Raw genomic sequence first — 24118 nt, 5'->3', positions numbered from 1 at the left:
GAGAGAGGACTTAAAGCCATGAACGAGATGGACCTCTATCTGAAGAACCGCCAGGCGCTGATCGACGGTCACGCCTATGACCCCACCACCGAGCGCGACGCCTGTGGCGTCGGCCTGGTCTGCGCCATCGACGGCAAGCCGCGCCGCGAGGTCGTCGAACTGGCGATCAAGGCCCTGAAGGCCCTCTGGCACCGGGGCGCGGTCGACGCCGACGGCAAGACCGGCGACGGCGCCGGCGTGCTGGTCAGCGTTCCGCAGGACTTCTTCATCGATCAGGTGCGCCGCACGGGCCACGCCCTGCGTTCGGGCCCGATCGCCGTCGGCCAGATCTTCCTGCCGCGCACCGACCTGGGCGCCCAGGAGACCTGCCGCACGATCGTGGAAGCCGAGGCCCTGCGCTTTGGCTTCTACATCTATGGCTGGCGCCAGGTGCCGGTCGACACCTCGGTGATCGGCGAGAAGGCCAACGCCACCCGTCCGGAAATCGAGCAGATCATGCTGGCCCCGGCGGCCGGCCTGGAGGGCGAGGCGCTGGAGCGCGCCCTGTTCCTGTGCCGCAAGCGCATCGAAAAGCGCGTCCACAGCCAGAACATCACCGACTTCTACATCTGCTCGCTGTCGGCCAAGTCGCTGATCTACAAGGGCATGTTCCTGGCCGAGGCGATCGACGAGTTCTATCCCGACCTGAAGGACGAACGCTTCACCGCCGCCGTCGCAATCTTCCACCAGCGCTACTCGACCAACACCTTCCCGCAATGGCGCCTGGCCCAGCCCTTCCGGATGCTCGCCCACAACGGCGAGATCAATACGATCAAGGGCAACATCAACTGGATGAAGTCCCACGAGATCAAGATGGCCGCCCAGGCCTTCGGCGAGTTCGGGGACGACGTGAAGCCGGTGATCCAGCCGGGCGCTTCGGACAGCGCCAACCTGGACAACACCTTCGAGGTGCTGGTGCGCGCCGGCCGCGACGCGCCGATGGCCAAGGCCCTGCTGGTGCCGGAAGCCGCGAACCCGAAGATGAAGGAGTCGCACAAGGCGCTCTATTCATACTGCAACGCCGTGATGGAGCCGTGGGACGGTCCGGCCGCCCTGTGCGCCACCGACGGCCGCTGGGTCGTGGCCGGCAAGGACCGCTCGGGCCTGCGCCCGCTGCGCGTGGCCTATACCGATGACGGCCTGGTGATCATGGGCTCGGAAGCGGGCATGTGCGGCGTCGAGGAAAGCCGCATCACCCGCAAGCTGGCCATCGCGCCGGGCCGCATGCTGGCCATCGATCTCGCCGAAGGCCGCCTGTACGGCGAGGACGAGATCATCGACGAACTGGCCGACCGCCACCCCTATACGGACTGGCTGGGCAACATGGTCGATCTCGAAAAGGAGATCGGCCCCGGTCCCGAGCCGCGCAAGTACGGCCGTGAAGAGCTGACCCGCCGCCAGGCCGCCGCCGGCTATTCGCTGGAAGACCTAGAGATGATCCTCGCCCCGATGGTCGAGGACGGCAAGGAAGCCGTCGGCTCGATGGGCGACGACACCCCGCTGGCGGTGCTGTCGGAGAAGTATCGTCCGCTCAGCCACTACTTCCGCCAGAACTTCAGCCAGGTGACCAACCCCCCGATCGACCCCCTGCGGGAGACCGGCGTGATGAGCCTGAAGACCCGCTTCAAGAACCTGGGCAACATCCTGGCCCAGGACGCCGCGCAGGCGGACGTCTACGTGTTGGAAAGCCCCGTGCTGACCACTGGCATGTACGAGCGCGTCCATAACCTGCTGGGCGAGAAGAACGTCGCGGTCATCGACTGCACCATGCCCCTGCCGGCCGAAGAGGCCCGGGGCGGCGACGCCCTGCGCGCCAACCTGGACCGCATCCGCGCCGAGGCCGAGGACGCCGTGCTGCGCGGCTGCGGGGCCATCGTGCTGACCGACGAGGCTTCGGCCGAGGACCGCGTCGGCCTGCCGATGATCCTGGCCACCGGCGGCGTCCACGCCCACCTGGTCGCCAAGGGCCTGCGCTCGTACGTCTCGATCATCGTCCGCTCGGCCGAGTGCCTGGACACGCACTATTTCGCGGTGCTGGTCGGCGTCGGCGCCACGGCGGTTAACGCCTACCTCGCGCAGGAAAGCTTCCAGGATCGCCTGGAGCGCGGCCTGCTGGGCGACAAGTCGCTGCGCGACACCTGCATCAACTTCAAGACGGCCATCGAGGGCGGTCTGCTGAAGATCATCTCCAAGATGGGCATCAGCGTCATCTCCTCGTACCGCGGCGGCTACAACTTCGAAGCCGTCGGCCTGTCGCGCGCCATGGCCGCCGAGTTCTTCCCCGGCATGCCCTCGCGCATCTCGGGCATCGGCCTGGCCGGCATCGAGAGCAAGACGGTCGAGCTGCACCGCAAGGCCTGGAACCTGACGGCCGTGACCCTTCCGGTCGGCGGCCTGTACAAGTCGCGCCGCTCGGGCGAGGCCCACGCCTTCGAGGCGCGCCTGATGCACACCCTGCAGAGCGCCTGCGACACCGGCGACTACGAGCTGTATCGCCGCTGGAGCAACGGCCTGCGCACGCAGAAGCCGATCCAGCTGCGCGACCTGCTGGACTGGCGCTCGGACCGCAACCCGATCGCCACCGACGACGTCGAGAGCGTCAACGAGATCCGCAAGCGTTTCGTCACGCCCGGCATGAGCCTGGGCGCGCTGAGCCCCGAGGCTCACGGCGCCCTGAACATCGCCATGAACCGTATCGGCGCCCGCTCGGTCTCGGGCGAGGGCGGCGAGGACAGCGCGCGCTACAAGCCGCTGCCCAACGGCGACAACCCCAACAGCGCCATCAAGCAGGTCGCCTCGGGCCGGTTCGGCGTCACTGCCGAATATCTGAACCAGTGCGTCGAGCTGGAGATCAAGGTCGCCCAGGGCGCCAAGCCCGGCGAGGGCGGCCAGCTGCCCGGCTTCAAGGTCACCGAGATGATCGCCCGCCTGCGTCACTCGACGCCCGGCGTGATGCTGATCAGCCCGCCGCCGCACCACGACATCTATTCGATCGAGGACCTGGCCCAGCTCATCTATGATCTGAAGCAGATCAACCCGGTCGCCCGCGTCACGGTGAAGCTGGTCGCGGCCACCGGCATCGGCGCCATCGCCGCTGGCGTGGCCAAGGCCAAGGCGGACGTGATCCTGGTCGCCGGCGGCGTCGGCGGCACGGGGGCCTCGCCCCAGACCTCGGTCAAGTATGCCGGCGGTCCGTGGGAGATGGGCCTGTCGGAAGCCAACCAGGTACTGACCCTGAACAACCTGCGCCACTCCGTCGTCCTGCGGGCCGACGGCGGCATGCGCACGGGCCGTGACGTGGTCATCGCCGCGATGATGGGCGCCGAGGAGTTCGGCATCGGCACCGCCTCGCTGGTGGCGATGGGCTGCATCATGGTGCGCCAGTGCCACTCCAACACCTGCCCCGTCGGCGTCTGCACCCAGGACGAAGCCCTGCGCGCCAAGTTCACCGGCACGCCGGACAAGGTCATCAACCTCTTCACCTTCGTGGCTGAAGAAGTGCGCGAGATCCTGGCGGGCCTGGGCTTCAAGAGCCTGCAGGAAATCGTCGGCCGCACCGACCTGCTGGCGCAGGTGTCGCGCGGTGGCGAGCACCTGGACGACCTCGACCTGAACCCGCTGCTGGTCCGCGCTGATCCGGGCGCGAACAAGCCGTACAACACGGTCGTCGGCCGCAACGCGGTGCCGGACACCTTGGACGCCCAGATCGTCCGCGACGCGGCGCCGCTGCTGGAGCGTGGCGAGAAGATGCAGCTGACCTACACGGTCCGCAGCACCGCCCGCACCATCGGCACGCGCACGTCCAGCCACATCGTCCGCAAGTTCGGCATGAAGGGCCTGCCCTCGGGCCACCTGACCGTCCAGCTCAAGGGCTCGGCCGGCCAGAGCCTGGGCGCCTTCGCGGTCCAGGGCCTGCGCATCGAGCTGACCGGCGAGGCCAACGACTATGTCGGCAAGGGCCTGTCGGGCGCGACCATCGTGATCAAGCCGGCGCGCGGCCTGGCCGCTCCCGAGACCAACGCCCTGCTCGGCAACACCGTGCTGTTTGGCGCCACTTCGGGCCGGCTGTTCGCGGCAGGCCAGGCGGGTGAGCGCTTCGCGGTCCGCAACTCGGGCGCCACCACGGTGGTCGAGGGCTGCGGCGCCAACGGCTGCGAATATATGACCGGCGGCCAGGTGGTGATCCTGGGCCCGACGGGCGGCAACTTCGGCGCGGGCATGACCGGCGGCATGGCCTTCGTGCTCGACCAGCACGACCGCTTCGAGGACAATATCAACCCCGACAGCATCGTCGTGCAGCGCCTGGCCTCGCCCTATTGGGAAGGCTTGCTGCGCTCGCTGATCGCCGAGCACGCCCGCGAGACGGACTCGGTGTTCGCGGCGACCCTGCTGCGGGACTGGGACCGCGTGCGGGATCAGTTCTGGCAGGTCTGCCCGAAGGAAATGCTCACCCGCCTCGCCCAGCCGCTGGCGGCCGAGCAGGCTGTGGCCTAGGCGGCAGCCTTCGCCTCCAGCAGCTTGAAGGTTGCACGGGCGCGCACGACGGGAACTCCGTCCGCGCGCACCGTCGCCTCGGCGAAACAGATCGACCGGCCCAGCTTGACGAAATCGGTGTCGAACTCGAGCCATTGGCCGAGTTTCGCCTGGCCGAGATAGTCCAGGGTCAGGGACACGGTGACGAGACCGCTGGCCGGCTGGCGCGCGGCTGTCAGATTGACGCCCAGCGACAGGCCCATGGCGTTGTCGGCCAGGGCCGCCAGGAAGCCGCCGTGCGGCATGCTCCGTGAATTGCAGTGCGCCTCGCGGATCCGCGTGCCCAGCACCAGCCGGTCATCGGCTTTGCGGGCGTAGAGCGGCTCCCAAGGGTCGGTGACCGGGCTCTTGCGGACATGCGGTTCGAAGCCTTCGGGGATCTCGTCCATCTTCGCCTCGCTAGAATTCAAACAGTCGTTTTAATCTAACAGCGTTCACGCTCTTGCGCGAGGGGTCATGAACCTGCGCTATGACGGGGCATGGCTCGGGATCGTCAGAAGCTGGACGCGGACAAGGTGGTCGAGACGCTCGACAGCCTGTACGCCCGCGTGGCCGCGCGGTTTCCGGCCTCGGGGCTGGCGGCGGTCTGCGGACGGCTGGCCGACACCGCCCACCGGACGGCCGAGCGCGCTCACCGGATCTCGCGGCCCTATCTGTTCCTGCGCCTGCTGGTGGCCTTGATCGTGTTGGGCGGCATCGGCCTGGAGGCCATGCTCGTCTGGCGCCTGGACTGGAGCGCGGTCGTCCGCGCCAAGGAGGGTTTCGGCCTGGCCCAGGGCCTGGAGTCGGCCGCGAACCTCGCCCTGCTCTCCGGCGCGGCCGCCTGGTTCCTGGCCTCGCTGGAACGGCGCTGGAAGCAGCAGCGCGTCCAGAAGGCCCTGCACGAGCTGCGCTCGTTCTGCCATGTCATCGACATGCACCAGCTGACCAAGGACCCGACCGTCCTGCTGGGCCCCAGGACCGCCGTTTCGCCCAAGCGCGAAATGACCAACTTCCAGCTCTCCCGCTACCTGGACTACTGCGCCGAGATGCTGGCCCTGACCGCCAAGCTGGCCGCGCTCTATGCCGGCGAGAGCGACGACCCGGTGATCGTCGCCGCCGTCAACGACATCGAGACCCTGGCCTCGGACCTGGGCCGCAAGATCTGGCAGAAGATCATGATCCTGGGCCAGCTGGACGAAGCGCGGGCGAGCTAAAGCGCGGGTACGGCGTTCCATGTCCATGCGCGCCTTCGCCCACCTGCTCGACCGGCTGTCCCTGACCAGCTCGCGCAACGCCAAGCTGACCCTGATCGCCGACCATCTGCGCACCACGCCAGACCCCGATCGCGGCTACGCCCTGGCGGCCCTGACCGGGGCGCTGTCGTTCAACGCGGCCAAGCCGGCCTTCATCCGCAAGGCGGTCGAGGCGCGGATGGACGCGCAGCTGTTTGCCTGGTCCTACGACTATGTCGGCGACCTGGCCGAGACCGTCGCCTTGGTCTGGCCGGCCAAGCCCGGCGCCAACCGGCCGCCGGAGCTGTCCGAGGTGATCGAGGCCCTGCACTCGGCCTCGCGCGCCGAGGTCCAGCGACTGATCGAGGGCTGGCTGGACGCCCTGGATCCCGACGGGCGCTGGGCGCTCTTGAAACTGATGACCGGCGGCCTGCGGGTGGGCGTGTCCTCGCGCCTGGCCAAGCAGGCCTGCGCCAATTTCGGCGGGGTCGAGATCGGCGAGATCGAGGAGGTCTGGCATGCGATGGAACCGCCCTATGGCGACCTATTCGCCTGGCTGGAAGGCCGCTCCGAACGCCCCTCGCCCGACGCGCCGGGGCGTTTCCGACCGGTGATGCTGGCCCAGCCGATCGACGAAGCGGTCGATTTCGCCAAGCTGGATCCCGCCGCCTACGTCGCCGAATGGAAGTGGGACGGCATCCGCGTCCAGGCGGTGAGCGAACGCGGCGAGCGGCGGCTCTATACCCGCACCGGCGACGACATCTCGGCCGCCTTCCCGGACGTCGTCGAAGCCCTGGACTTCGAGGGCGCGATCGACGGCGAGCTGCTGGTGCTGCGCGACGGCGCCCTGGCCCCGTTCGGCGATCTGCAGCAGCGGCTGAACCGCAAGACCGTCGACGGCAAGCAGCTGGCGACCTTCCCGGCCGGCATCCGCGCCTACGACCTGATGATGGACGGCGAGGAGGACGTTCGCGGCCTGCCCTTCGTCGAGCGCCGCGCGCGGCTGGAGGCGTTCGTTGCGCGGCTGACGACGCCGCGTATCGACCTCTCACCGCTACAGCCGTTCGAGACCTGGGAGGAACTGGCCGCCCTGCGCCTGGACCCGCCCGAGGGCGACGCGCGCCTCTCCGAAGGCCTGATGCTCAAGCGCCGCGACAGCGTCTACGAGCCGGGCCGCCCCAAGGGTCCGTGGTTCAAGTGGAAGCGCGACCCGCACCTGATCGACGCGGTGCTGATGTACGCCCAGCGCGGCCACGGCAAGCGGTCCAGCTTCTATTCCGACTACACCTTCGGCGTCTGGCGCGAGGACGAGGCGGGCGTCCGTCACCTGACCCCGGTCGGCAAGGCCTATTTCGGCTTCACCGACGAGGAGCTGAAACTGATCGACAAGTTCGTCCGCGACCACACGATCGAGCGCTTCGGACCCGTGCGCTCGGTGCGGGCCGATCTTGAGTTCGGCCTGGTGTTCGAGGTCGCCTTCGAGGGCCTGCAGCGCTCGACCCGCCACAAGTCCGGCGTGGCCATGCGCTTCCCGCGCATCAACCGCATCCGCTGGGACAAGCCCGCCCGCGAAGCGGACGAGCTTGCGACCCTGGAAGCGATGCTCGACTAGTGCGCAGCCGCCGGAGCGGGCGCGGAGGCGCCGGTCTGGAACAGCTTGCCCTTCTCGGTGGCCAGCACCATCAGCAGGCCCGCCAGGCCGAAGCCCGTGAAGCCGATGGTCAGCGGGATGGTGGTCCCGTCGTACATCTGGCCGATCAGGAACCCGAACAGCGCCCCGCCGATCGTGGTGATGAAGCCCTGGATCGAGGCGGCGGCCCCGGCCACGTGGCCGAGCGGCTCCATGGCGATGGCCCCGAAGTTGGACATCACCAGACCGAAGCAGAACATCATCCCGGCCTGCATCAGCGAGAAGCTCAGCAGGGTCTCGTGGCCGGTGATGGCGATCAGCGCGTGGACGGCGGCGAAGGCGATGAAGCCGATCAGCGCCCAGTGCGAGACCTTGCGCATGCCCAGCTTGTCGACGATCCGCGCGTTCAGCAGCGACGAGACGGCCATGGTCCCGGCGATGCCGGCGAAGATCAGCGGGAAGATGTCGCCGGCATGCAGCACCTCGGCGAACACCTGCTGGGCGGAATTCAGGAACCCGAACAGGCCGGCCAGCACCAGGGTCGCGGCCAGGGTGTAGCCCATGGCGATGCGGTCGGTCAGGGCGGTCTTGAAGGCCGAGCTGACGCCCTTGACCGAGATCGGGATGCGGTCTTCGGGATGCTGGGTCTCGGGCAGCTTGATCGCCGCCCAGGCCATGACGACCAGGCCGAAGATCGACAGGATGCCGAAGATCCAGCGCCAAGAGGCGACCATCATCACCGCCATGCCCAGCGAGGGGGCGATGATCGGGGTGGCCAGGAAAACGATGAAGGCCAGCGACATCACCCGCGCCATCTGGCGGCCGGCATAGCAGTCGCGGACGATCGACACCGACAGCACCCGCGTCGAGGCCGCGCCCAGGCCAGTCAGGAACCGCGCGATCAGCAGGGTCTCGAACGAGGTCGAGAAGGCGCAGAGGGCGGCGAACAGCGTGTACAGCGTCAGCCCGACCATCAGCACCGGCTTGCGGCCATAACGATCGGCCAGCGAGCCATAGGCCAGTTGGGCGACGCCGAAACCCAGCAGATAGGCGGTGATCACCCACTGGCGGGCATTGGGATCATGCACGCCCAGCGCCTCGCCGATGTGGGGCAGGGCCGGCAGCATCGAGTCGATGGCCAGCGCATTTGTCGCCATCATCGCCGCGATCAGGGCGACGAACTGGCCAAAGCCCATGCCGGGATGCGGCGACGGCTTGGTGTCGGACATGGGAGTTCTCGCGATCTGGACGCCCCAGACACGAGACGCGTACGCGGGCCATATAGGGCTCATGCGACAACCCGCCAACCTCAGGGTGATCGCTTCTGGGTCGGAAACGCCTATATAGCCGCCCCATGACCCACAGTACCCCGCCCGGCGCGTTGAGCCGGGGCCTGACCCTGGCGATGGCCGCCGCCACCGGCATCGCCGTCGCCAACATCTATTACAGCCAGCCGACCCTGGGCCTGATGCTGCGCGACATGCCCGGCGGCGCCACGGCCCTGATCCCGACCGCGACCCAGGCCGGCTACGCGGCGGGCCTGTTCCTGCTGGTGCCGCTGGGCGACCTGATCGAGCGGCGCAAGCTGATCGCTTTCCAGTTCCTGGCCCTGTCGCTGGCGCTGATCGCCACCGCCCTGGCCCCGACGCCGGGGCTGATGATCGTCAGCTCGCTGCTGCTGGGCGCCGCCGCGACGGTGGCGCAGCAGATCGTGCCGTTCGCCGCCCACCTGGCCTCACCCGAGAAGCGCGGCGCGACGGTGGGGACGGTGATGGCCGGCCTGCTGTGCGGGATCCTGCTCTCTCGAACCCTGGCCGGCTTCGTCGCCGCCCATGCCGGCTGGCGGGCGATCTTCTGGCTGGCCGCGCCGGTGGCCCTGGCGGCCGGCGGCTGGATGTACGCCAAGCTGCCGCGCAGCCATCCGCAGGGCGGCCTGTCCTATGTCACCCTGATGATCTCGCTGGGACGGCTGTGGAGCGAGTTCGGTTCGCTGCGCCTGGCCGTGGCGACCCAGGCCCTATTGTTCGCGACCTTCACGTCGTTCTGGACGATCCTGGCCCTGCATCTGCAGAGCTATCATCTGGGCTCGGACATCGCCGGGCTGTTCGGCGTGATCGGCGCCGTGGGCATCCTGGCCGCGCCCCTGGCCGGCCGCATCGCCGACAAGCGCGGCCCGCGCCCGATCATCGCCGCCGGCGCGGCGCTTGCTTTGGTCTCGTGGCTGATCCTGGGCTTCTGGCCGGGCGTGCCGGGCCTGGTCGTCGGGGTGATCCTGCTGGACTTCGCGATCCAGAGCGTCCTCGTCTCCAACCAGCACATCGTCTACGCGCTGCGGCCCGAGGCGCGCGCCCGGCTGAACACCGTCTTCATGGGCGGCATGTTCGTGGGCGGCGCGGCCGGCTCGGCCGTCGCGGTGATGCTGTGGAAGTCGATGGGCTGGACCGGCGTCTGCGCCATGGGCGTGACGCTGGCGGCCTCGGCGACGGCTTTGCAGGCGGTGAACCTGCTGCGCCGCCGGGCCTTGAAACCCGCCTAGCCGTTGAAGGCGCGGATCGCGTCGATGATCTTCTGCTGGTCGGCCTCGCCCAGATAGGGATGCATCGGCAGGGCCAGCACGGTTTCGGCCTTGGCCTCGGTCACCGGCAGACCGCCTTCGCCACGCGGGAAGTGGGCGTAGGGCGCCTGCACATGCATCGGGACGGGGTAGTAGACCGCCGTCGGGATCCCTTGCGTCTTCAGATGCGCGGCCAGGCCGTCGCGGTTCTCGTGCTCGATGACATATTGCGCCCAGACCGAGACGCCGCCGTCGATCACGGCCGGGCTCGAGATCACCGCGCCCTTCAGGCCCTCGGCGTAGCGGTCGGCCACCCCCTGACGCAGGTCGATCTCTTCCTGGAAGATGGCCAGCTTCTCGAGCAGGATCGCCGCCTGGATGGTGTCGAGGCGCGAATTCATGCCGATGCGGGTGTTCAGATATTTCGGGTCGTGGTCGAAGGTCTTGCCTTCCAGGTCCGGACCGACCGCCTTGCCGTGGACGCGGTAGCTGTCCATCAGGTCCCACAGCGTCTGGTCATTGGTCAGCACCGCCCCGCCGTCGCCGTAGCAGCCCAGCGGCTTGGCCGGGAAGAAGCTGGTAGTGGCGACATCGGCCCAATGCAGCGGGTGGTGGCCGTTCAGCGTGCAGCCGAAACCCTGGGCGCTGTCGGAGATCAGCTTCAGGCCTTCGCGGTCGCAGATCGCCTTGATGGCCGGATAGTCGGCGGGCTGGCCGAACAGGTCGACGGCGATCACCACCTTCGGGGTCAGGCGACCCTCGGCCTTCACGGCGGCGATGGCGGCGTCCAGCTTGGCGGGGTCCAGGTTGTAGGTGTCCGGCAGCACGTCAACGAAGACCGGCGTCGCGTCGACCCACGGCACCACTTCCGGCGTCGCGGCGAAGGTGAAGGACGGGCAGAACACCGCGTCGCCCCGGCCCACGCCCCAGGCCATCAGCGGCAGGGCGATGGCGTCGGTGCCGTTGGCGCAGGACAGGGCCAGCTTGGCCTGGCCAAACTCGGCCAGCTTGGCTTCGAACTCACGGACCTGCGGACCCATGACATAGGCGCCGCTGTCCAACACCTTGGCGATGGCGGCGTCGATCTTGTCGCGGATCCGGCGCTGCTGCGCGGCGAGGTCGATGAAAGGCATGCTCATGGCGCGGCCTTTATGCGCGGTTCATGACGATTTCGAGCCAATTGATGTAACCGACTGTTTCCCGCCACAAGCGGAACCGCACGCTCATCCTGTCGTTGACCGATGAGCGCGGGGGCGCCTATCGAGAGCCTTATGCAGACCAAACCCACCACCCTTCCGGCGGATGCGTCCCTGCCGTCGCTCGCCAACCTCAAGGCCGACGAGACCATGCTCGGGCACTTCCTGGATTGGGCCGGCAAGGTGGCGGTGAACCTGGTGGTCGCCGCGCTGATCCTGATCCTGACGTTCTGGATCGCCGGCATGGCCGCGCGCTTCATGCGCCGGACGCTGAACCGCGTGCACCGGAACAATCCCGACCCGACCCTGGAGAGCTTCAGCGCCTCCCTGGCCCGCTACGCCATCGTCGCGGTCGGCCTGGTGGCGGTTCTGCAGCAGCTGGGCGTGCAGGCGACCTCGATCATCGCGGTGCTGGGCGCGGCCTCGCTGGCCATCGGCCTGGCCTTGCAAGGCGCGCTGTCGAACGTGGCGGCCGGGGTGATGATCCTGCTGTTTCGGCCCTACAAGGTCGGCGACGTCATCGAGACCTCGACCCGCAACGGCACGGTCAAGTCGCTGGACCTGCTGTTCACCGAGATCGCCACCCCCGACAACGTCAAGGTGATGATCCCCAACAGCAAGGTGTTCGGCGACGTCATCCTGAACTACTCGACCCACCGCACCCGGCGGGCCGACGTGCTGTTCAAGGTGCCGCTGAAGACCGACCTCGTTCTGGTGCTCAAGCGCCTGCGCGAACGGGCCGAGAGCGACCCGCGCATCCGCAAGGACCCGGCGGTGATGATCGAGGTCACCGACCTGTCGGAAGTCTACGCCCAGGCCGCCATCCGCGCCTGGACCTCGGCCGCCGACTTCGGGCCGGTCAAGACCGACCTGATGCTGGTGGCCCACCTGCTGGCCGAGGATCCGACCCGCGAGGACCTGCCGCCGCCGCGCAAGTCAAAGGCGGTCGATCCCTCGCCCGTCATGCCGGGCGAGGGCGAGCACCATCACCTGCTCAATCTGATAAAGCCGCGTCGAGGTCGGAAATCAGGTCCCGCGTCGACTCGATCCCGACCGAAAGTCGAATAAGGCCGTCGGTGATGCCCAGCGCCGCGCGCTGATCGGCGGGGATCGAGGCGTGGGTCATGATCGCCGGATGCTCGATCAGGCTTTCGACCCCGCCCAGGCTTTCCGCGAGCGTGAACAGGCGCGTGCGCTCCAGCATCTTGCGGGCCGGGGCCAGGCCGCCCTTCACGTCGGCCGAGATGATGCCGCCGAAGCCGCCGGTCATCTGGCGTTTGGCCAGGTCGTGCTGGGGATGCCTTTCCAGGCCCGGATAGATCACCCGCTCGATGGCCGGGTGCTTCTCCAGCCAGCGCGCGATCTCGAGCGCGCTGTCGCAGGCCCGCTGCATGCGCAGGGCCAAGGTCTTCACCCCCCGTAGCGCCAGGAAGCTGTCGAACGGGCCGAGCACGCTGCCGATGGCGTTCTGCAGGAACTTCATCTGGTCGGCTAGGGCCGCGTTGTCGCCGACCACCGCCACGCCGGCGACCACGTCGGAGTGGCCGTTCAGGTACTTGGTCGCCGAGTGCATGACGACGTCGAAGCCCAGCTCCAGCGGCCGCTGGATGTAGGGGCTGGCGAAGGTGTTGTCGGCGACGGTGATCAAGCCGTGCTTCTTGGCGAGCGTGGCGATGGCCGCCAGGTCCGCAAGCCGCAGCATCGGGTTGGTGGGCGTCTCCACCCAGATCATCCGCGTCGCCGGCGTGATCGCCGCCTCGACGGCCGCCAGGTCAGCCATGTCGACGAAGCTGAAGGTCAGGCCGGCCGAGCGCTTGCGCACCTTGTCGAACAGCCGGAACGAGCCGCCATAGAGGTCGTCGCTGGCGATCACGTGCGCGCCGCTGTCCAGCGTCTCCAGGATCGTCGAGGCCGCCGCCAGGCCTGAGGCGAAGGCGAAGCCCGCCGTGCCGCTCTCAAGGTCGGCGATGCTGCGCTCGAAGGCGAAGCGGGTCGGGTTGTGGCTGCGGCTGTACTCGAAACCCTTGTGCTCGCCGGGGCTGGCCTGGGCGTAGGTCGAGGTGGCGTAGATCGGCACCATCACCGCCCCGGTCGTCGGGTCGGGATACTGGCCGCCGTGGATGGTCCGCGTGGCGAAGTCCAGGCGGTTCTTGCCGGGGATGTCGGTCATGCAGGTCCTCTAGGCGCTCAGGCGCAGGTGATTGATCAGGTCCACGCGGGTGATGACACCCAGAAATTCTTCACCCTCCACCACCAGGGCCACCTCGTCGCGGTCGAAGACTTCCGGCAGGTCGTCGATGCTCTGGTGGGCCTGCAGGGTGTTGACCGCCTTGGTCATGGCCGCGCCGACCAGGGTCTTGAAGCGGGGCGCCTCGTCGCCGGCCTCGACCGCGGCCAGGAGATCGCTCTCGTCGAGGATGCCGACCAGCCGACCGCGATCGACCACCGGCAGCTGGCTGATGTCGGACGAGCGCATGCGGTTGTAGGCGGTCAGCAAGGTGTCGTCGGGACCGATGGCGATCACCCCGCCCTCGGCATAGCGCTTGGCGATCAGGTCGCGCAGGTCGCCGTGCAGCTCGCGACCGTCGAAGCCGTGGGCCGCCAGCCAGAAGTCATTGAACATCTTGGTCAGGTATTTCGAGCCCGTATCGCAGACGAGCGTGACAACCCGCTTGGGCTCGGTCTGCTCGCGGCAGTATTTCAGCGCCGCCGCCAGCAGGCAGCCCGAGGACGAGCCGGCCAGGATGCCTTCCTTCTTCAGCAGCAGGCGGGCGGTGTCGACGCTCTCTCGGTCACTGATCGAATAGGCCTTCGACACCAGGTCCATCTGGGCGTTGTCGGGGATGAAGTCCTCGCCGATGCCCTCGACGATCCAGCTGCCGGCCTCGCCGAAGGTCCCGGTCTCGACATAGTCGCGCAGGATCGAGCCGACCGGGTCGGCCAGCACCATCTGGGTCTTGGGCGAATTTGCCTTCATGTAGCGGCCGACGCCCGTAAGCGTTCCGCCTGAGCCGACGCCGACGACGATGGCGTCGATGTCGCCGTCCATCTGGGCCAGGATCTCGGGACCCGTCGTGGTCTCGTGGGCGTAGGGATTGGCCGGGTTCTCGAACTGGTTGGCGTACAGCGCGCCGGGGATCGACTGGGCCAGGCTCTGGGCCATGTCCTGGTAGTATTCCGGATGGCCCTTGCCGACGTCGCTGCGGGTCAGGCGCACGTCCACGCCCATGGCCCGCAGGTGCAGGATCTTCTCCCGCGCCATCTTGTCGGGGACGATCAGGATCAGCTTGTAGCCCTTGAGGGTGGCCACCTGGGCCAGCCCCAGGCCCGTATTGCCGGCCGTGGCCTCGATGATGGTGCCGCCAGGCTTGAGCCGGCCATCGGTTTCCGCGGCCTCGATCATCGCGCGGGCGACGCGGTCCTTGATCGAGCCGCCGGGGTTCTGGTTTTCGAGCTTGAGGAAGAGGCGGCAGGGACCGGTGTCGAGGTTCTTGACCTCCATCATCGGCGTGCGGCCGATCAGGTCCAGGGCAGAGCCGGCAATCGAAGGAAGGCCGGATTTGGGGTCGTTCATGGCGCAGCTCCGCCAGAGGGGGAAACGATTTCCTCTAGGTAGGTACGCTTTGGGGAATATTGGAAGGGGTTAGGCGGTTCCGGTCATCACCGACCACTCGGCGGCGAACTTGCGGCTGAGGCAGACGTCCTCGAACACCACCTTGCGCAGCTGGCCCAGCAACTCGGGCGTGTCGTGGACGATCACGAACGGAAAACCGTTGGCCGACAGGAAACCGTGCAGGAATCGCGAGAAGCGATCGGCCTCTTCTGGGCCGGCGAGGCGAACCTCGGTCTCAGCGGTCGTAGAGGCCTCTTGGGAAGCCATGAGCGTGGCCCTCTGTGAACGGACCAAGCCTTAACGCATGAACTCGCATTTGCGAACCAGCTTCGCCAATGCGAAATAAACTGTGATCACCTATTCGCGTCCCGGGCGAGCGCCTGCCCGCCCGGGAGCACGCAATGCTTAGAGGATCGACTGGCCGGTCGAGGCCCAGTCCTTCAGGAACTGTTCCAGGCCCTTGTCGGTCAGCGGGTGCTTGTAGAGCTCGGCGAACACCGCCGGCGGGATGGTGACGACGTCGGCGCCGATGATCGCGGCTTCCTTGACGTGGGCGGCGTTGCGCACCGAGGCGGCCAGGATCTCGGTCTCATAGCCGTAGTTGTCGTAGATCGCGCGGATGTCCCGGATCAGGTCCATGCCGTCGAAGCCGTAATCGTCCAGGCGGCCGATGAACGGCGAGATGTAGGTCGCGCCGGCCTTGGCGGCCAGCAGGGCCTGGGTCGGCGAGAAGCACAGGGTGACGTTGGTCTTGATCTCTTCGTCGGCGAAGGCGGCGCAGGCGATCAGGCCGTCACGGGTCAGCGGGATCTTGACCACCACGTTCGGGGCGATCTTGGCCAGCTTCTGGCCCTCGGCGATCATGGCGTCGGCCGTGGTGGCGGCGACTTCGGCGCTGATCGGGCCCGGGACGATGTCGCAGATCTCGGCGATGACTTCGAGCATCGGACGGCCCGACTTGGCGATCAGGGTCGGGTTGGTGGTGACGCCGTCGATCAGGCCGGTGCTGGCCAGGTCGGCGATGACCTTGGTGTCGGTGCTGTCGAGGAAGATCTGCATGGTCGCTCGCGCTGCTCTGTTATGTCGGGAGTTGGCGTCGGTTTAGCCCGAGCGGCGGCGTCACGCCAGACTCGTCATACCAGTCGGTCTGCTGTGCGCTCGACGGCGGTGCGCCAGGGTTCGGGCGTGAAACCAAACACGGTTTGCAGCTTGCCAGTATCGAGCGGCGTGCGCGGCGGACGCGGAGCCGGCTCGGCGAACGCGGCCTGGGTGGTCGGCTCGACGCGGGCCTTCGACTGCGGATCACGATCGATCGCGGCCTTGGCGAAGTCGAAGCGGCTGGTCTCGCCGGCATTGGCGAAGTGGAACAGGCCGAAGACCGGATCGCCGGCCGGCGCGGCGGCCCAGCGCGGGGTGGTCGCGACCAGGAAAGCGGCCAGGGCCTCGCCGTCGGTCGGCGTGCCGAACTGGTCGGCCACCACCTTCAGCACCTCGCGCTCGCGGGCCAGCTTCAGCATGAAACTCACGTAGTTGCGGCCGTAGCGGGAAAAGACCCACGAGATGCGCAGCACGGTCGTCCGGGGATGGGCCAGTACGGCCTGCTCGCCGGCCAGCTTGGAGCGGCCATAGACATTGATCGGCTCGGCCAGATCGGTCTCGACATAGGGACGCTCGGTCACCCCATCGAACACCGCATCAGTCGACAGATGCACGAACGGCAGGCCCCGTTCGGCGCAGGCGGCGGCCATCGCGCCTGGCGCCGTGGCGTTGACCGCGAAGGCCTCGTCGGGCCGCGCTTCGGCCGGATCGACATGGGTGAAGGCGGCGGTGTTGAGCACCAAGTCGCAGTCGGCGGCCAAGATGGCGGCGCGGATCGCTTCCGGGTTCTCCAGGTCGCAGTCGGCGCGGGACCGGGCGACGACTTCGACGCCGTCGCGTGCCGCGGCCTGGACCGCCGTGGCGACCTGACCGGTCTTGCCGAACTGCAGGATCCTCATTTGAGCGCGGGAACCCGATCGCCCAGCACCTGGCCGACAAAGGCCCGCAGGTTGCCGCCCTTGAACAGGTAGCCCGGCATGCCCGCGCGATTACCGGCCTCGACGTCGATATGGCGGTCGCCGATGATCACCGCCTCTTCCGGCGTCAGGTTCCACTCGGCCAGGCCGCGCAGGACCATGCCGGGATTGGGCTTACGATCGGGGTGATCGGCGACGCGATAGGCTTCGACGATGGCCGCCTCGTGGAACGGCGAGTGGTAGAAGGCGTCGATCACCCCGCCCAGCTGCGCCAGTTGCTCCAGCATGGCGTCGTGGAAGCGGTCCATGGCCGCCTCGTCGAAATAGCCCCGGCCGATGCCCGACTGGTTGGTGACCACCAGGACCTTCAGCCCCGCCTGGGTCATCGCCGCCACCGCTTCGCGCGCGCCCTCGATCCAGTTCAGCTTGGCCGGATCGGAGACATAGCCGTGATCGACGTTCAGCACGCCGTCACGATCCAGGAACACAGCCTTCAGGGGAGGAAGCGCGGCAGCGTCGATCATGGCCTGAGCACTACCGCGAGTGCTCGCGAAATACCACGGCTCGCGTCTTGGCCTCGTCGCTTAAGCTCCCTAGAAATGCGGCCCATGACCAACGCCTTCGCCGACGCCGCCCGCCTGCGCGACCGCCTCAAGACCTGGGCGACCGAGGCGGCCTATCCAATATGGTGGAAAACCGGCGCCGATCCGGCCGGCGGCTTCTTCGAGAAGCTCAGCCTGGAAGGCGAACCTGTCCAGGGTCCGCGTCGCGGCCGGGTTCTGCCGCGCCAGATCTATGCCTACTCGGTCGCCGGCGACCTTGGCTGGACCGGCCCGTGGCGGGAGGCCGTGACACACGGCCTGTCCTTCTATCTGTCGAACTATCGTCGACCGGACGGCCTGTTCCGCGCGCTGGTCGGGCCCGACGGCGCCAGCCTGGACGACACCGCCGCCCTCTATGACCAGGCCTTCTCGATGTTCGCCGCCGCCGCTGTGGCGCGGATCATGCCCGAGCGGGCCGACGAGATGCGCGCCCTGGCGACGGAAGTGCGCGGCAAGCTGATCGCCACGCGCAAGCATCCGCAAGGCGGCTTCTACCTGACCGATCCGCCCAGCCTGCCGCAGGGCTCAAACGAACACATGCACCTGCTGGAAGCCTGCCTGGCCTGGTCCGAGATCGACAGCGATCCCGTCTGGCGGGCTCTGGCCGACGAGATCGCCGAGCTGACCCTGGCGAAGTTCATCCAGGCTGAGAGCGGCATGCTGCGCGAGTTCTTCGACCTGGACTGGAACCCTGCCCCCGGGCGCGAAGGCCGCATCTGCGAGCCGGGCCACCAGTTCGAATGGGGCTGGCTGCTGCTGCGCTGGGGCAAGCTGGCCGGCCGCGCCGACGCCACGGCCGCCGCGCTGCGCATGATCGACGCCGGCGAGGATCACGGGATCAATCTCGAGAACGGCGTGGCGATCAACGCCCTGCTCGACGACTTCTCGATCGACGACGCCAAGGCTCGCCTGTGGCCGCAGACCGAACGGATCAAGGCCGCCGTCCTGGCCGCCGAGATCACTGGCGAGGCCAAGTATTGGGCCATGGCGGCGGCGGGCGCCCAGGGCCTGATGGCCTATCTGCGCACGCCGGTTCCCGGCGTCTGGCGCGACAAGATGCAGCCCAACGGCGACTTCATCGACGAGCCGGCCCCGGCCAGCTCGTTCTATCATATCGTTTGCGCCATTGTGGAGTTCGACCGGGCGGTCAGCGCGGCTTCGTAAGCAGTAGGGTGGCTGCGCCGATGGCGCGCGCCCGCGTCTCGGCCTCCAGCGGAATGATCGCGCCGGCGGCATAGACGTCGCCGTCGATCTCCAGCACGCCTTCCAGCAGTTGCACGGTCGAGACCGGCAGGACCACGGTCTCACCAGCCGGGGCGCGACGCAGCTCGACGTCGAAACCGTCGGTGCTAACCAGGGTCTCGGTCCCATTGGGCGAGGCGCTCTTGCGCGAGGCGATCGAGCGGCCCTTGGCCTTCAGCCCGTCGACCAGGACCTTCACCGCCTGGCTGTCCTTGCGATGGCAAACCAGCACCGCGTCCGGCTCGACCACCACGACGATGTCGCTGACGCCGATCACCCCGACATAAGGCCCAGTCGTCCGCACCAACACGTTTGTGGCCTCGTGCAGGTCGACGTCACCGTCCTGAGCGTTGCCGTCGTGGTCGCGAACCGAGGCCTCCCAGATAGCGTCCCAGGCACCCAGGTCCGACCAGGCGAAGGTCGCCGGAACCACAGCGGCCTTGGTCGTGCGCTCCATCACCGCGTAGTCGAGGCTGATCTTGGCCGCGCTGGCGAAGGCCTCGCGGTCCAGGCGGCCAATGCCGGCTTCGAGTTCCAGCGTCGCGACGCAAGCCTTGGCGGCCTCGGCCACCGAAGGCTCGAACGCCTCGAACTCGCCCAGCAGCGTACTGGCCTTGAAGGCGAAGTTGCCGCTGTTCCAGAGATAGCCTTCCAGCAGGTAGCGCTCGGCGGTCTCGCGGTCGGGCTTCTCGACGAAGGCGGCGACTTCGCGCACCGAGCCGTCCAGCAGCGGCGCGCCGGGGCGGATATAGCCAAAGCCGGTGGCCGGAACGGTGGGCTGCACGCCAAAGGTGACGATCAAGTCGTGCTCGGCGGCCTTGGCGGCGATGACGGCTGCGTCGCCGAACATCGCGGGGTCGGCGACGTGGTGATCGGCGGCCAGCATCAGCACCACGCCGTCGGCGTCCAGGGTCTGGACATAGGCGGCGGCGGCGGCCACGGCCGGAGCGCTGTCGCGGGCCTCGGGCTCGACCAGGATGGTGACCCAGGTCTCGATCTCGGCGGTCTGCTCGGCGACGAAGCCGACCATGGCCTCGCCGGTGACCACGACGATCTCGGCGACACCCGGCAGGTCGCGCACCCGCAGCACCGTCTCCTGGAAGCTGGAACGGTCGCCGACCAGCTTCAGGAATTGCTTGGGTTGGTCGCTACGCGAAGCGGGCCACAGGCGCGTGCCCGAACCGCCGCACAGGATAACCGGATAGATCGCGGCCAAGAGTAACCTCAGACTGACAAGCACCCCTGCTTGGGTCCGGGGATATAGCGAAGCGACCGCAAGGCGAAGGCCTTATTAGTTCGGAACGTTCGCCTTCAGCTCGGCCAGCCAGGTGTCAGCGGTCGCGTCCGACGGCATCCGCCAGTCGCCGCGCGGCGACAGCGCCCCGCCCGACGAGATCTTGGGCCCGTTCGGCACGGCCGAGCGCTTGAACTGGTTGGCGAAGAAGCGCTTGAGGAACAGCTCCAGCCACTTGCGGATCTCGGCCAGGTCGTAGGCGCGGCGACCGCTGTCGGGCAGGCCGACCGGCCAGCCGCCCTGCTCCGCATCGTGCCAGGCGCTCCAGGCCAGGAAGGCGATCTTAGACGGCGCCATGCCGTAGCGGGTCATGTAGAAAAGATTGAAGTCCTGCAGGGCGTAGGGGCCGACGAAGCTCTCCGTCGCCTGCGTGACCTCGCCCGGCACCAGTTCCGGCGAGATCTCGGTGGCCAGGATGTCCTCCAGCAGCGCGGTCGTGCCTGTGTCGACGTCGCCCGAATGGGCCACGAAGCGGATCAGGTGCTGGATCAGCGTCTTGGGCGCCCCGCAGTTGGGGTTGTAGTGGCTCATATGATCGCCGACGCCGTAGGTGCACCAGCCCAGGGCCAGTTCCGACAGGTCGCCGGTGCCGACAACCAGGGCGGCGTTGTGGTTGGCCAGGCGGAACAGATAGTCCGTCCGCAGGCCGGCCTGCACGTTCTCGAAGGTCACGTCATAGACTGGCTCGCCGCGCCCGAACGGGTGGTCCAGGTCCTTCAGCATCTGGGTCGCGGCCGGCCGGATGTCGAGCTCGGCGGCCGTGACGCCGATGGCCCGCATCAGGGCCCAGGCGTTGTCCTTGGTGCGGTCCGAGGTCGCGAAGCCCGGCAGGGTGTAAGCGAGAATGTTGGTGCGCGGCAGACCTAGCTGGTCGACCGCCTTGGCCGCCACCAGCAGCGCCTGGGTCGAGTCGAGCCCGCCCGAGATGCCGATGACCAGCGTCTTCAGGCCTGAGGCCTCCAGCCGCCGCGCCAGGCCCTGGACCTGGATGTTGTAGGCCTCGTAGCAGTTCTCGCGCAGCTTGGCGGGGTCCGAGGGCGTGAACGGGAAGCGCTCGATCGGCCGGACCAAAGCGAGATCGCCGGCCGGCGCTTCAAACGTGAACGGCACGATGCGGAATGGAACCTTGGGCGGGTTCAGCGCCATGGCGTCGCCGAAGCTGCCGACCCGCATGCGTTCCTGGCGGATCCGCTCGACGTCGATGTCGGCATAGGTCCAGGCCGGCCCCGTCGAGAAGCGCGGGCTCTCGGCCAGCAGGGCGCCCATCTCGTGGATGTCGACATGGCCGTCCCAGGCCAGGTCCGTCGAGCTCTCGCCCGCGCCGGCGGCGGCATAGACATAGGCCGCGACCATCCGAGACGACTGGCTGGCGCACAGCATCCGGCGGGTCTCGGACTTGCCGATGGTGATGTTGCTGGCCGACAGGTTCAGCAGGATCTCGGCCCCGGCCAGGGCCTGGGCGGTGCTAGGCGGGGTGGGCGTCCAGACGTCCTCGCAGATCTCGACACCCACGGTGAACGGCGTCGGGGCGTCGGCCCTGAACAACACGTCGGTCCCGAACGGGACCCTTTGGCCGGCCAGGGTCAAGGTCTTGCCCGTAATCCCCGCGCCCGGCGTGAACCAGCGGCGCTCATAGAATTCGCGGTAGTTGGGCAGGAAACTCTTGGGCGTGACGCCCAGCACCTTGCCGCCCTGGATCGCCACAGCGGTGTTGTAGAGCCGGCCGCCGTCACGCAGCGGCGCGCCGACCACGATGAGCGGCGCGAGACCGGCGCTCTCTTCGACCAACGTCGCGATCGCCGCCTCGACGGCGTCCAGCAGCACTTCCTGCTGCAGCAGATCGTCGATCGTGTAGCCGGTCAGGCCCAGCTCCGGGAACACGATCACCGCCACGCCGGCGTCATGCGCCTCGCGGGCCAGGGCCAGGACACTCGCGGCGTTCACGGCCGGATCGGCCAGCTTCACCTTGGGAACGGCGGTCGCCACGCGGACGAAGCCATGGCGGTAGGGCGAGAAGAACGACGGACTACCCAAAGAACCGGCCTTTCAGGGTTATGCTGAAATTGAGCATAAGTCTGTCTCCAGCTATAGCGCCTGCGGACGATGTTGCATAGCGGTCAAGAAGCGTGTCCGCGCGGGTTGACCCCCGGGGCATCGCGTGCGAGTGCGCCCCTCGCGCAGCCCTGCAAAACATAACAAAGACGGAAGCTCACATGCCCGTTTCGCCCATCAAGATGGCCGACGCGATCCGCGTCCTTTCCATGGACGCCGTGCACAAGGCCAAGTCCGGTCACCAAGGCATGCCGATGGGCATGGCCGACGTGGCGACCGTTCTGTGGGGCAAGTTCCTGAAGTTCGATGCCTCGCAGCCCAACTGGGCCGACCGCGACCGCTTCGTGCTGTCGGCCGGCCACGGCTCGATGCTGCTCTATTCGCTGCTTCACCTGACCGGCTTCAAGGCCGTGACGATGAAGGAGATCGAGAACTTCCGTCAGTGGGGGTCGCTGACCCCCGGCCACCCGGAAGTGCACCACACGCCCGGCGTCGAGACCACGACCGGTCCGCTGGGCCAGGGCCTGGCCACGGCCGTCGGCATGGCGATGGCCGAAGCCCATCTGGCCGGCCGCTTCGGCTCTGACCTCGTCGACCACCGCACCTGGGTGATCGCCGGCGACGGTTGCCTGATGGAAGGCGTCAGCCACGAAGCCATCAGCATCGCCGGCCGCCTGCGCCTGAAGAAGCTGACGGTGCTGTTCGACGACAACAACACCACCATCGACGGCGTGGCCACCATCGCCGAGACCGGCGACCAGGTCGCCCGCTTCAAGGCCGCCGGCTGGGCCGTGAAGGTCGTCGATGGCCACGATCATACGAAGATCGCCGCCGCCCTGCGCTGGGCCACCAAGCAGGACCGCCCGACCATGATCGCGTGCAAGACGCTGATCTCGAAGGGCGCGGGTCCGAAGGAAGGCGACCCCCACAGCCACGGCTACACCCTGTTCGACAGCGAGATCGCCGCCTCGCGCGTCGCCATGGGCTGGGACGCCGAGCCGTTCACCGTGCCGGGCGACATCGCCACGGCCTGGAAGAGCGTCGGCCGTCGCGGCGCCAAGGTCCGCAAGGCCTGGGAAGCCAAGCTGGCCGCCTCGACCCACGCCAGCGACTTCACCCGCGCCATGAAGGGCGAGCTGCCCGCGACCGCCTTCGAGGCCGTCGACGCCCACATCGCCAAGGCCCTGGAGACCAAGCCGGTCAACGCCACCCGCGTCCACTCGGGCTCGGCCCTGGACCAGCTGATCCCGGCCATCCCGGAAATGATCGGCGGCTCGGCCGACCTGACAGGCTCGAACAACACCCTGGTCAAGGGCATGGGCGCCTTCGACGCGCCGGAATATACCGGCCGCTACGTCCACTACGGCGTGCGTGAGTTCGGCATGGCCGCGGCCATGAACGGCATGGCCCTGCACGGCGGCGTGATCCCGTATTCGGGCACCTTCCTGGCCTTCGCCGACTATAGCCGCGCAGCGATCCGCCTGGGCGCGCTGATGGAAGCCCGCGTTATCCACGTGATGACCCACGACTCCATCGGCCTGGGCGAAGACGGCCCGACCCACCAGCCGGTGGAACAGGTCGCGTCCTTGCGCGCCATCCCCAACCTGCTGGTCTTCCGTCCGGCCGACGCGGTGGAAGCCGCCGAGTGCTGGAAGGTCGCCCTGCAAAGCGCCCGCACCCCGTCGGTCATGACCCTGTCGCGCCAGAAGACCCCGCACGTGCGCACCGCCGGCGGCGATCTGTCGGCCAAGGGCGCCTACGAGCTGCTGGCCGCCGAGGGCGGTGAAGCGGCCGTGACGATCTTCGCTTCGGGCACGGAAGTCGGCGTCGCCGTGGCCGCCCGCGACATCCTGCAGGCCAAGGGCAAGCCGACCCGCGTCGTCTCGACCCCCTGCTGGGAACTGTTCGACAAGCAGGACGCCGCCTACCAGGCTTCGGTCATCGGCCAAGCCCCGGTGCGCGTGGCCGTCGAGGCCGGCATCCGCATGGGCTGGGAGCGCTTCATCGGCGAGGACGGCAAGTTCGTCGGCATGAAGAGCTTCGGCGCCTCGGCCCCGTTCGAGCGCCTCTACAAGGAATTCGGCATCACCGCCGAAGCCGTCGCGGAAGCCGCCGGCGCCTAAGACACTGTGGT

Annotated in this window: 18 protein-coding genes; 7 read left to right on the top strand and 11 right to left on the bottom strand. The window is 68.1% G+C overall.

The genetic code is table 11. The annotated features are described in order from the left end of the window. Positions 1 to 18 precede the first annotated feature (18 nt). Positions 19 to 4533 (top strand): glutamate synthase large subunit, encoded by a 4515-nt coding sequence (gltB, locus tag AC1RRR_RS22840; RefSeq protein WP_492816390.1) that lies wholly within the window; start codon positions 19 to 21, stop codon positions 4531 to 4533. Here the strand turns inward: gltB and AC1RRR_RS22835 are convergent. Further along, the gene (locus AC1RRR_RS22835) at positions 4530 to 4961 is read right to left on the bottom strand and encodes a PaaI family thioesterase (RefSeq protein ID WP_492816388.1); all 432 of its coding nucleotides are present in this window, start codon (positions 4959 to 4961) and stop codon (positions 4530 to 4532) included. The genes gltB and AC1RRR_RS22835 overlap by 4 nt on opposite strands. Before the next feature lie 90 nt (positions 4962 to 5051). Between AC1RRR_RS22835 and AC1RRR_RS22830 the strand changes: the two genes are divergently transcribed. After that, the gene (locus AC1RRR_RS22830; RefSeq protein ID WP_492816386.1) at positions 5052 to 5768 is read left to right on the top strand and encodes a hypothetical protein; all 717 of its coding nucleotides are present in this window, start codon (positions 5052 to 5054) and stop codon (positions 5766 to 5768) included. A gap of 19 nt (positions 5769 to 5787) precedes the next feature. Next, positions 5788 to 7398 carry a cisplatin damage response ATP-dependent DNA ligase gene (locus AC1RRR_RS22825; RefSeq protein WP_492816384.1) on the top strand — a complete coding sequence of 537 codons (1611 nt, stop codon included), beginning with the start codon at positions 5788 to 5790 and terminating at the stop codon, positions 7396 to 7398. Here the strand turns inward: AC1RRR_RS22825 and AC1RRR_RS22820 are convergent. Further along, entirely contained in the window at positions 7395 to 8612 is a 1218-nt protein-coding gene (locus AC1RRR_RS22820; protein ID WP_492816599.1) for a multidrug effflux MFS transporter, read from the bottom strand. The two genes, AC1RRR_RS22825 and AC1RRR_RS22820, sit on opposite strands and share 4 nt — an antisense overlap. 158 nt (positions 8613 to 8770) lie before the next feature. On the opposite strand from AC1RRR_RS22820, the gene AC1RRR_RS22815 reads away from it, so the two are divergent. Next, on the top strand, positions 8771 to 9952 hold the full coding sequence (locus AC1RRR_RS22815; protein WP_492816382.1) for an MFS transporter: 1182 nt from the start codon (positions 8771 to 8773) through the stop codon (positions 9950 to 9952). Here the strand turns inward: AC1RRR_RS22815 and AC1RRR_RS22810 are convergent. Beyond that, positions 9949 to 11109 carry a DegT/DnrJ/EryC1/StrS family aminotransferase gene (locus AC1RRR_RS22810; RefSeq protein ID WP_492816380.1) on the bottom strand — a complete coding sequence of 387 codons (1161 nt, stop codon included), beginning with the start codon at positions 11107 to 11109 and terminating at the stop codon, positions 9949 to 9951. The genes AC1RRR_RS22815 and AC1RRR_RS22810 overlap by 4 nt on opposite strands. A gap of 132 nt (positions 11110 to 11241) precedes the next feature. Here AC1RRR_RS22810 and AC1RRR_RS22805 point away from each other — a divergent pair, with 132 nt between their 5' ends. Continuing rightward, positions 11242 to 12234, top strand: coding sequence for a mechanosensitive ion channel family protein (locus AC1RRR_RS22805; protein WP_492816378.1), 993 nt, complete (start codon positions 11242 to 11244; stop codon positions 12232 to 12234). On the opposite strand, the gene AC1RRR_RS22800 is transcribed toward AC1RRR_RS22805, so the two are convergent. The 6 genes from AC1RRR_RS22800 to AC1RRR_RS22775 form a co-directional block, all read right to left on the bottom strand. Continuing rightward, positions 12161 to 13336 carry a trans-sulfuration enzyme family protein gene (locus AC1RRR_RS22800; protein ID WP_492816376.1) on the bottom strand — a complete coding sequence of 392 codons (1176 nt, stop codon included), beginning with the start codon at positions 13334 to 13336 and terminating at the stop codon, positions 12161 to 12163. The two genes, AC1RRR_RS22805 and AC1RRR_RS22800, sit on opposite strands and share 74 nt — an antisense overlap. Positions 13337 to 13345: 9 nt before the next feature. Next, positions 13346 to 14740: a pyridoxal-phosphate dependent enzyme gene (locus AC1RRR_RS22795; protein ID WP_492816374.1), complete on the bottom strand. Its 1395-nt coding sequence runs from the start codon at positions 14738 to 14740 to the stop codon at positions 13346 to 13348. A gap of 69 nt (positions 14741 to 14809) precedes the next feature. Further along, positions 14810 to 15046, bottom strand: a complete 237-nt coding sequence (locus AC1RRR_RS22790) for a hypothetical protein (RefSeq protein ID WP_492816372.1) — start codon at positions 15044 to 15046, stop codon at positions 14810 to 14812. A 138-nt stretch (positions 15047 to 15184) separates the two neighbouring features. Next, positions 15185 to 15838 (bottom strand): fructose-6-phosphate aldolase, encoded by a 654-nt coding sequence (gene fsa, locus AC1RRR_RS22785; RefSeq protein WP_492816370.1) that lies wholly within the window; start codon positions 15836 to 15838, stop codon positions 15185 to 15187. A 74-nt stretch (positions 15839 to 15912) separates the two neighbouring features. Next, positions 15913 to 16776, bottom strand: coding sequence for a dTDP-4-dehydrorhamnose reductase (gene rfbD / locus AC1RRR_RS22780; RefSeq protein WP_492816368.1), 864 nt, complete (start codon positions 16774 to 16776; stop codon positions 15913 to 15915). Beyond that, complete coding sequence (locus AC1RRR_RS22775) at positions 16773 to 17318, bottom strand: D-glycero-alpha-D-manno-heptose-1,7-bisphosphate 7-phosphatase (protein ID WP_492816366.1); 546 nt, start codon at positions 17316 to 17318, stop codon at positions 16773 to 16775. Before AC1RRR_RS22775 ends, rfbD begins: the two co-directional genes overlap by 4 nt. Before the next feature lie 84 nt (positions 17319 to 17402). Between AC1RRR_RS22775 and AC1RRR_RS22770 the strand changes: the two genes are divergently transcribed. Beyond that, positions 17403 to 18560, top strand: a complete 1158-nt coding sequence (locus AC1RRR_RS22770; RefSeq protein WP_492816364.1) for an AGE family epimerase/isomerase — start codon at positions 17403 to 17405, stop codon at positions 18558 to 18560. Here AC1RRR_RS22770 and AC1RRR_RS22765 read toward each other — a convergent pair. Together AC1RRR_RS22765 and AC1RRR_RS22760 are read right to left on the bottom strand one after the other, a co-directional pair. After that, positions 18544 to 19854: a mannose-1-phosphate guanylyltransferase/mannose-6-phosphate isomerase gene (locus AC1RRR_RS22765; RefSeq protein ID WP_492816362.1), complete on the bottom strand. Its 1311-nt coding sequence runs from the start codon at positions 19852 to 19854 to the stop codon at positions 18544 to 18546. The genes AC1RRR_RS22770 and AC1RRR_RS22765 overlap by 17 nt on opposite strands. A gap of 75 nt (positions 19855 to 19929) precedes the next feature. Next, positions 19930 to 21966 carry an NAD(+) synthase gene (locus tag AC1RRR_RS22760; RefSeq protein ID WP_492816361.1) on the bottom strand — a complete coding sequence of 679 codons (2037 nt, stop codon included), beginning with the start codon at positions 21964 to 21966 and terminating at the stop codon, positions 19930 to 19932. A 179-nt stretch (positions 21967 to 22145) separates the two neighbouring features. Here AC1RRR_RS22760 and tkt point away from each other — a divergent pair, with 179 nt between their 5' ends. Then, a complete protein-coding gene (gene tkt / locus AC1RRR_RS22755) occupies positions 22146 to 24107 on the top strand; it encodes a transketolase (protein ID WP_492816359.1) in 1962 nt (653 codons plus the stop codon). The last annotated feature ends 11 nt before the right edge of the window (positions 24108 to 24118 follow it).

The sequence above is a fragment of the Caulobacter sp. GW821-FHT12D05 genome (genome assembly GCF_058807295.1).
This window is presented reverse-complemented; position numbering and strand designations above follow the sequence as displayed.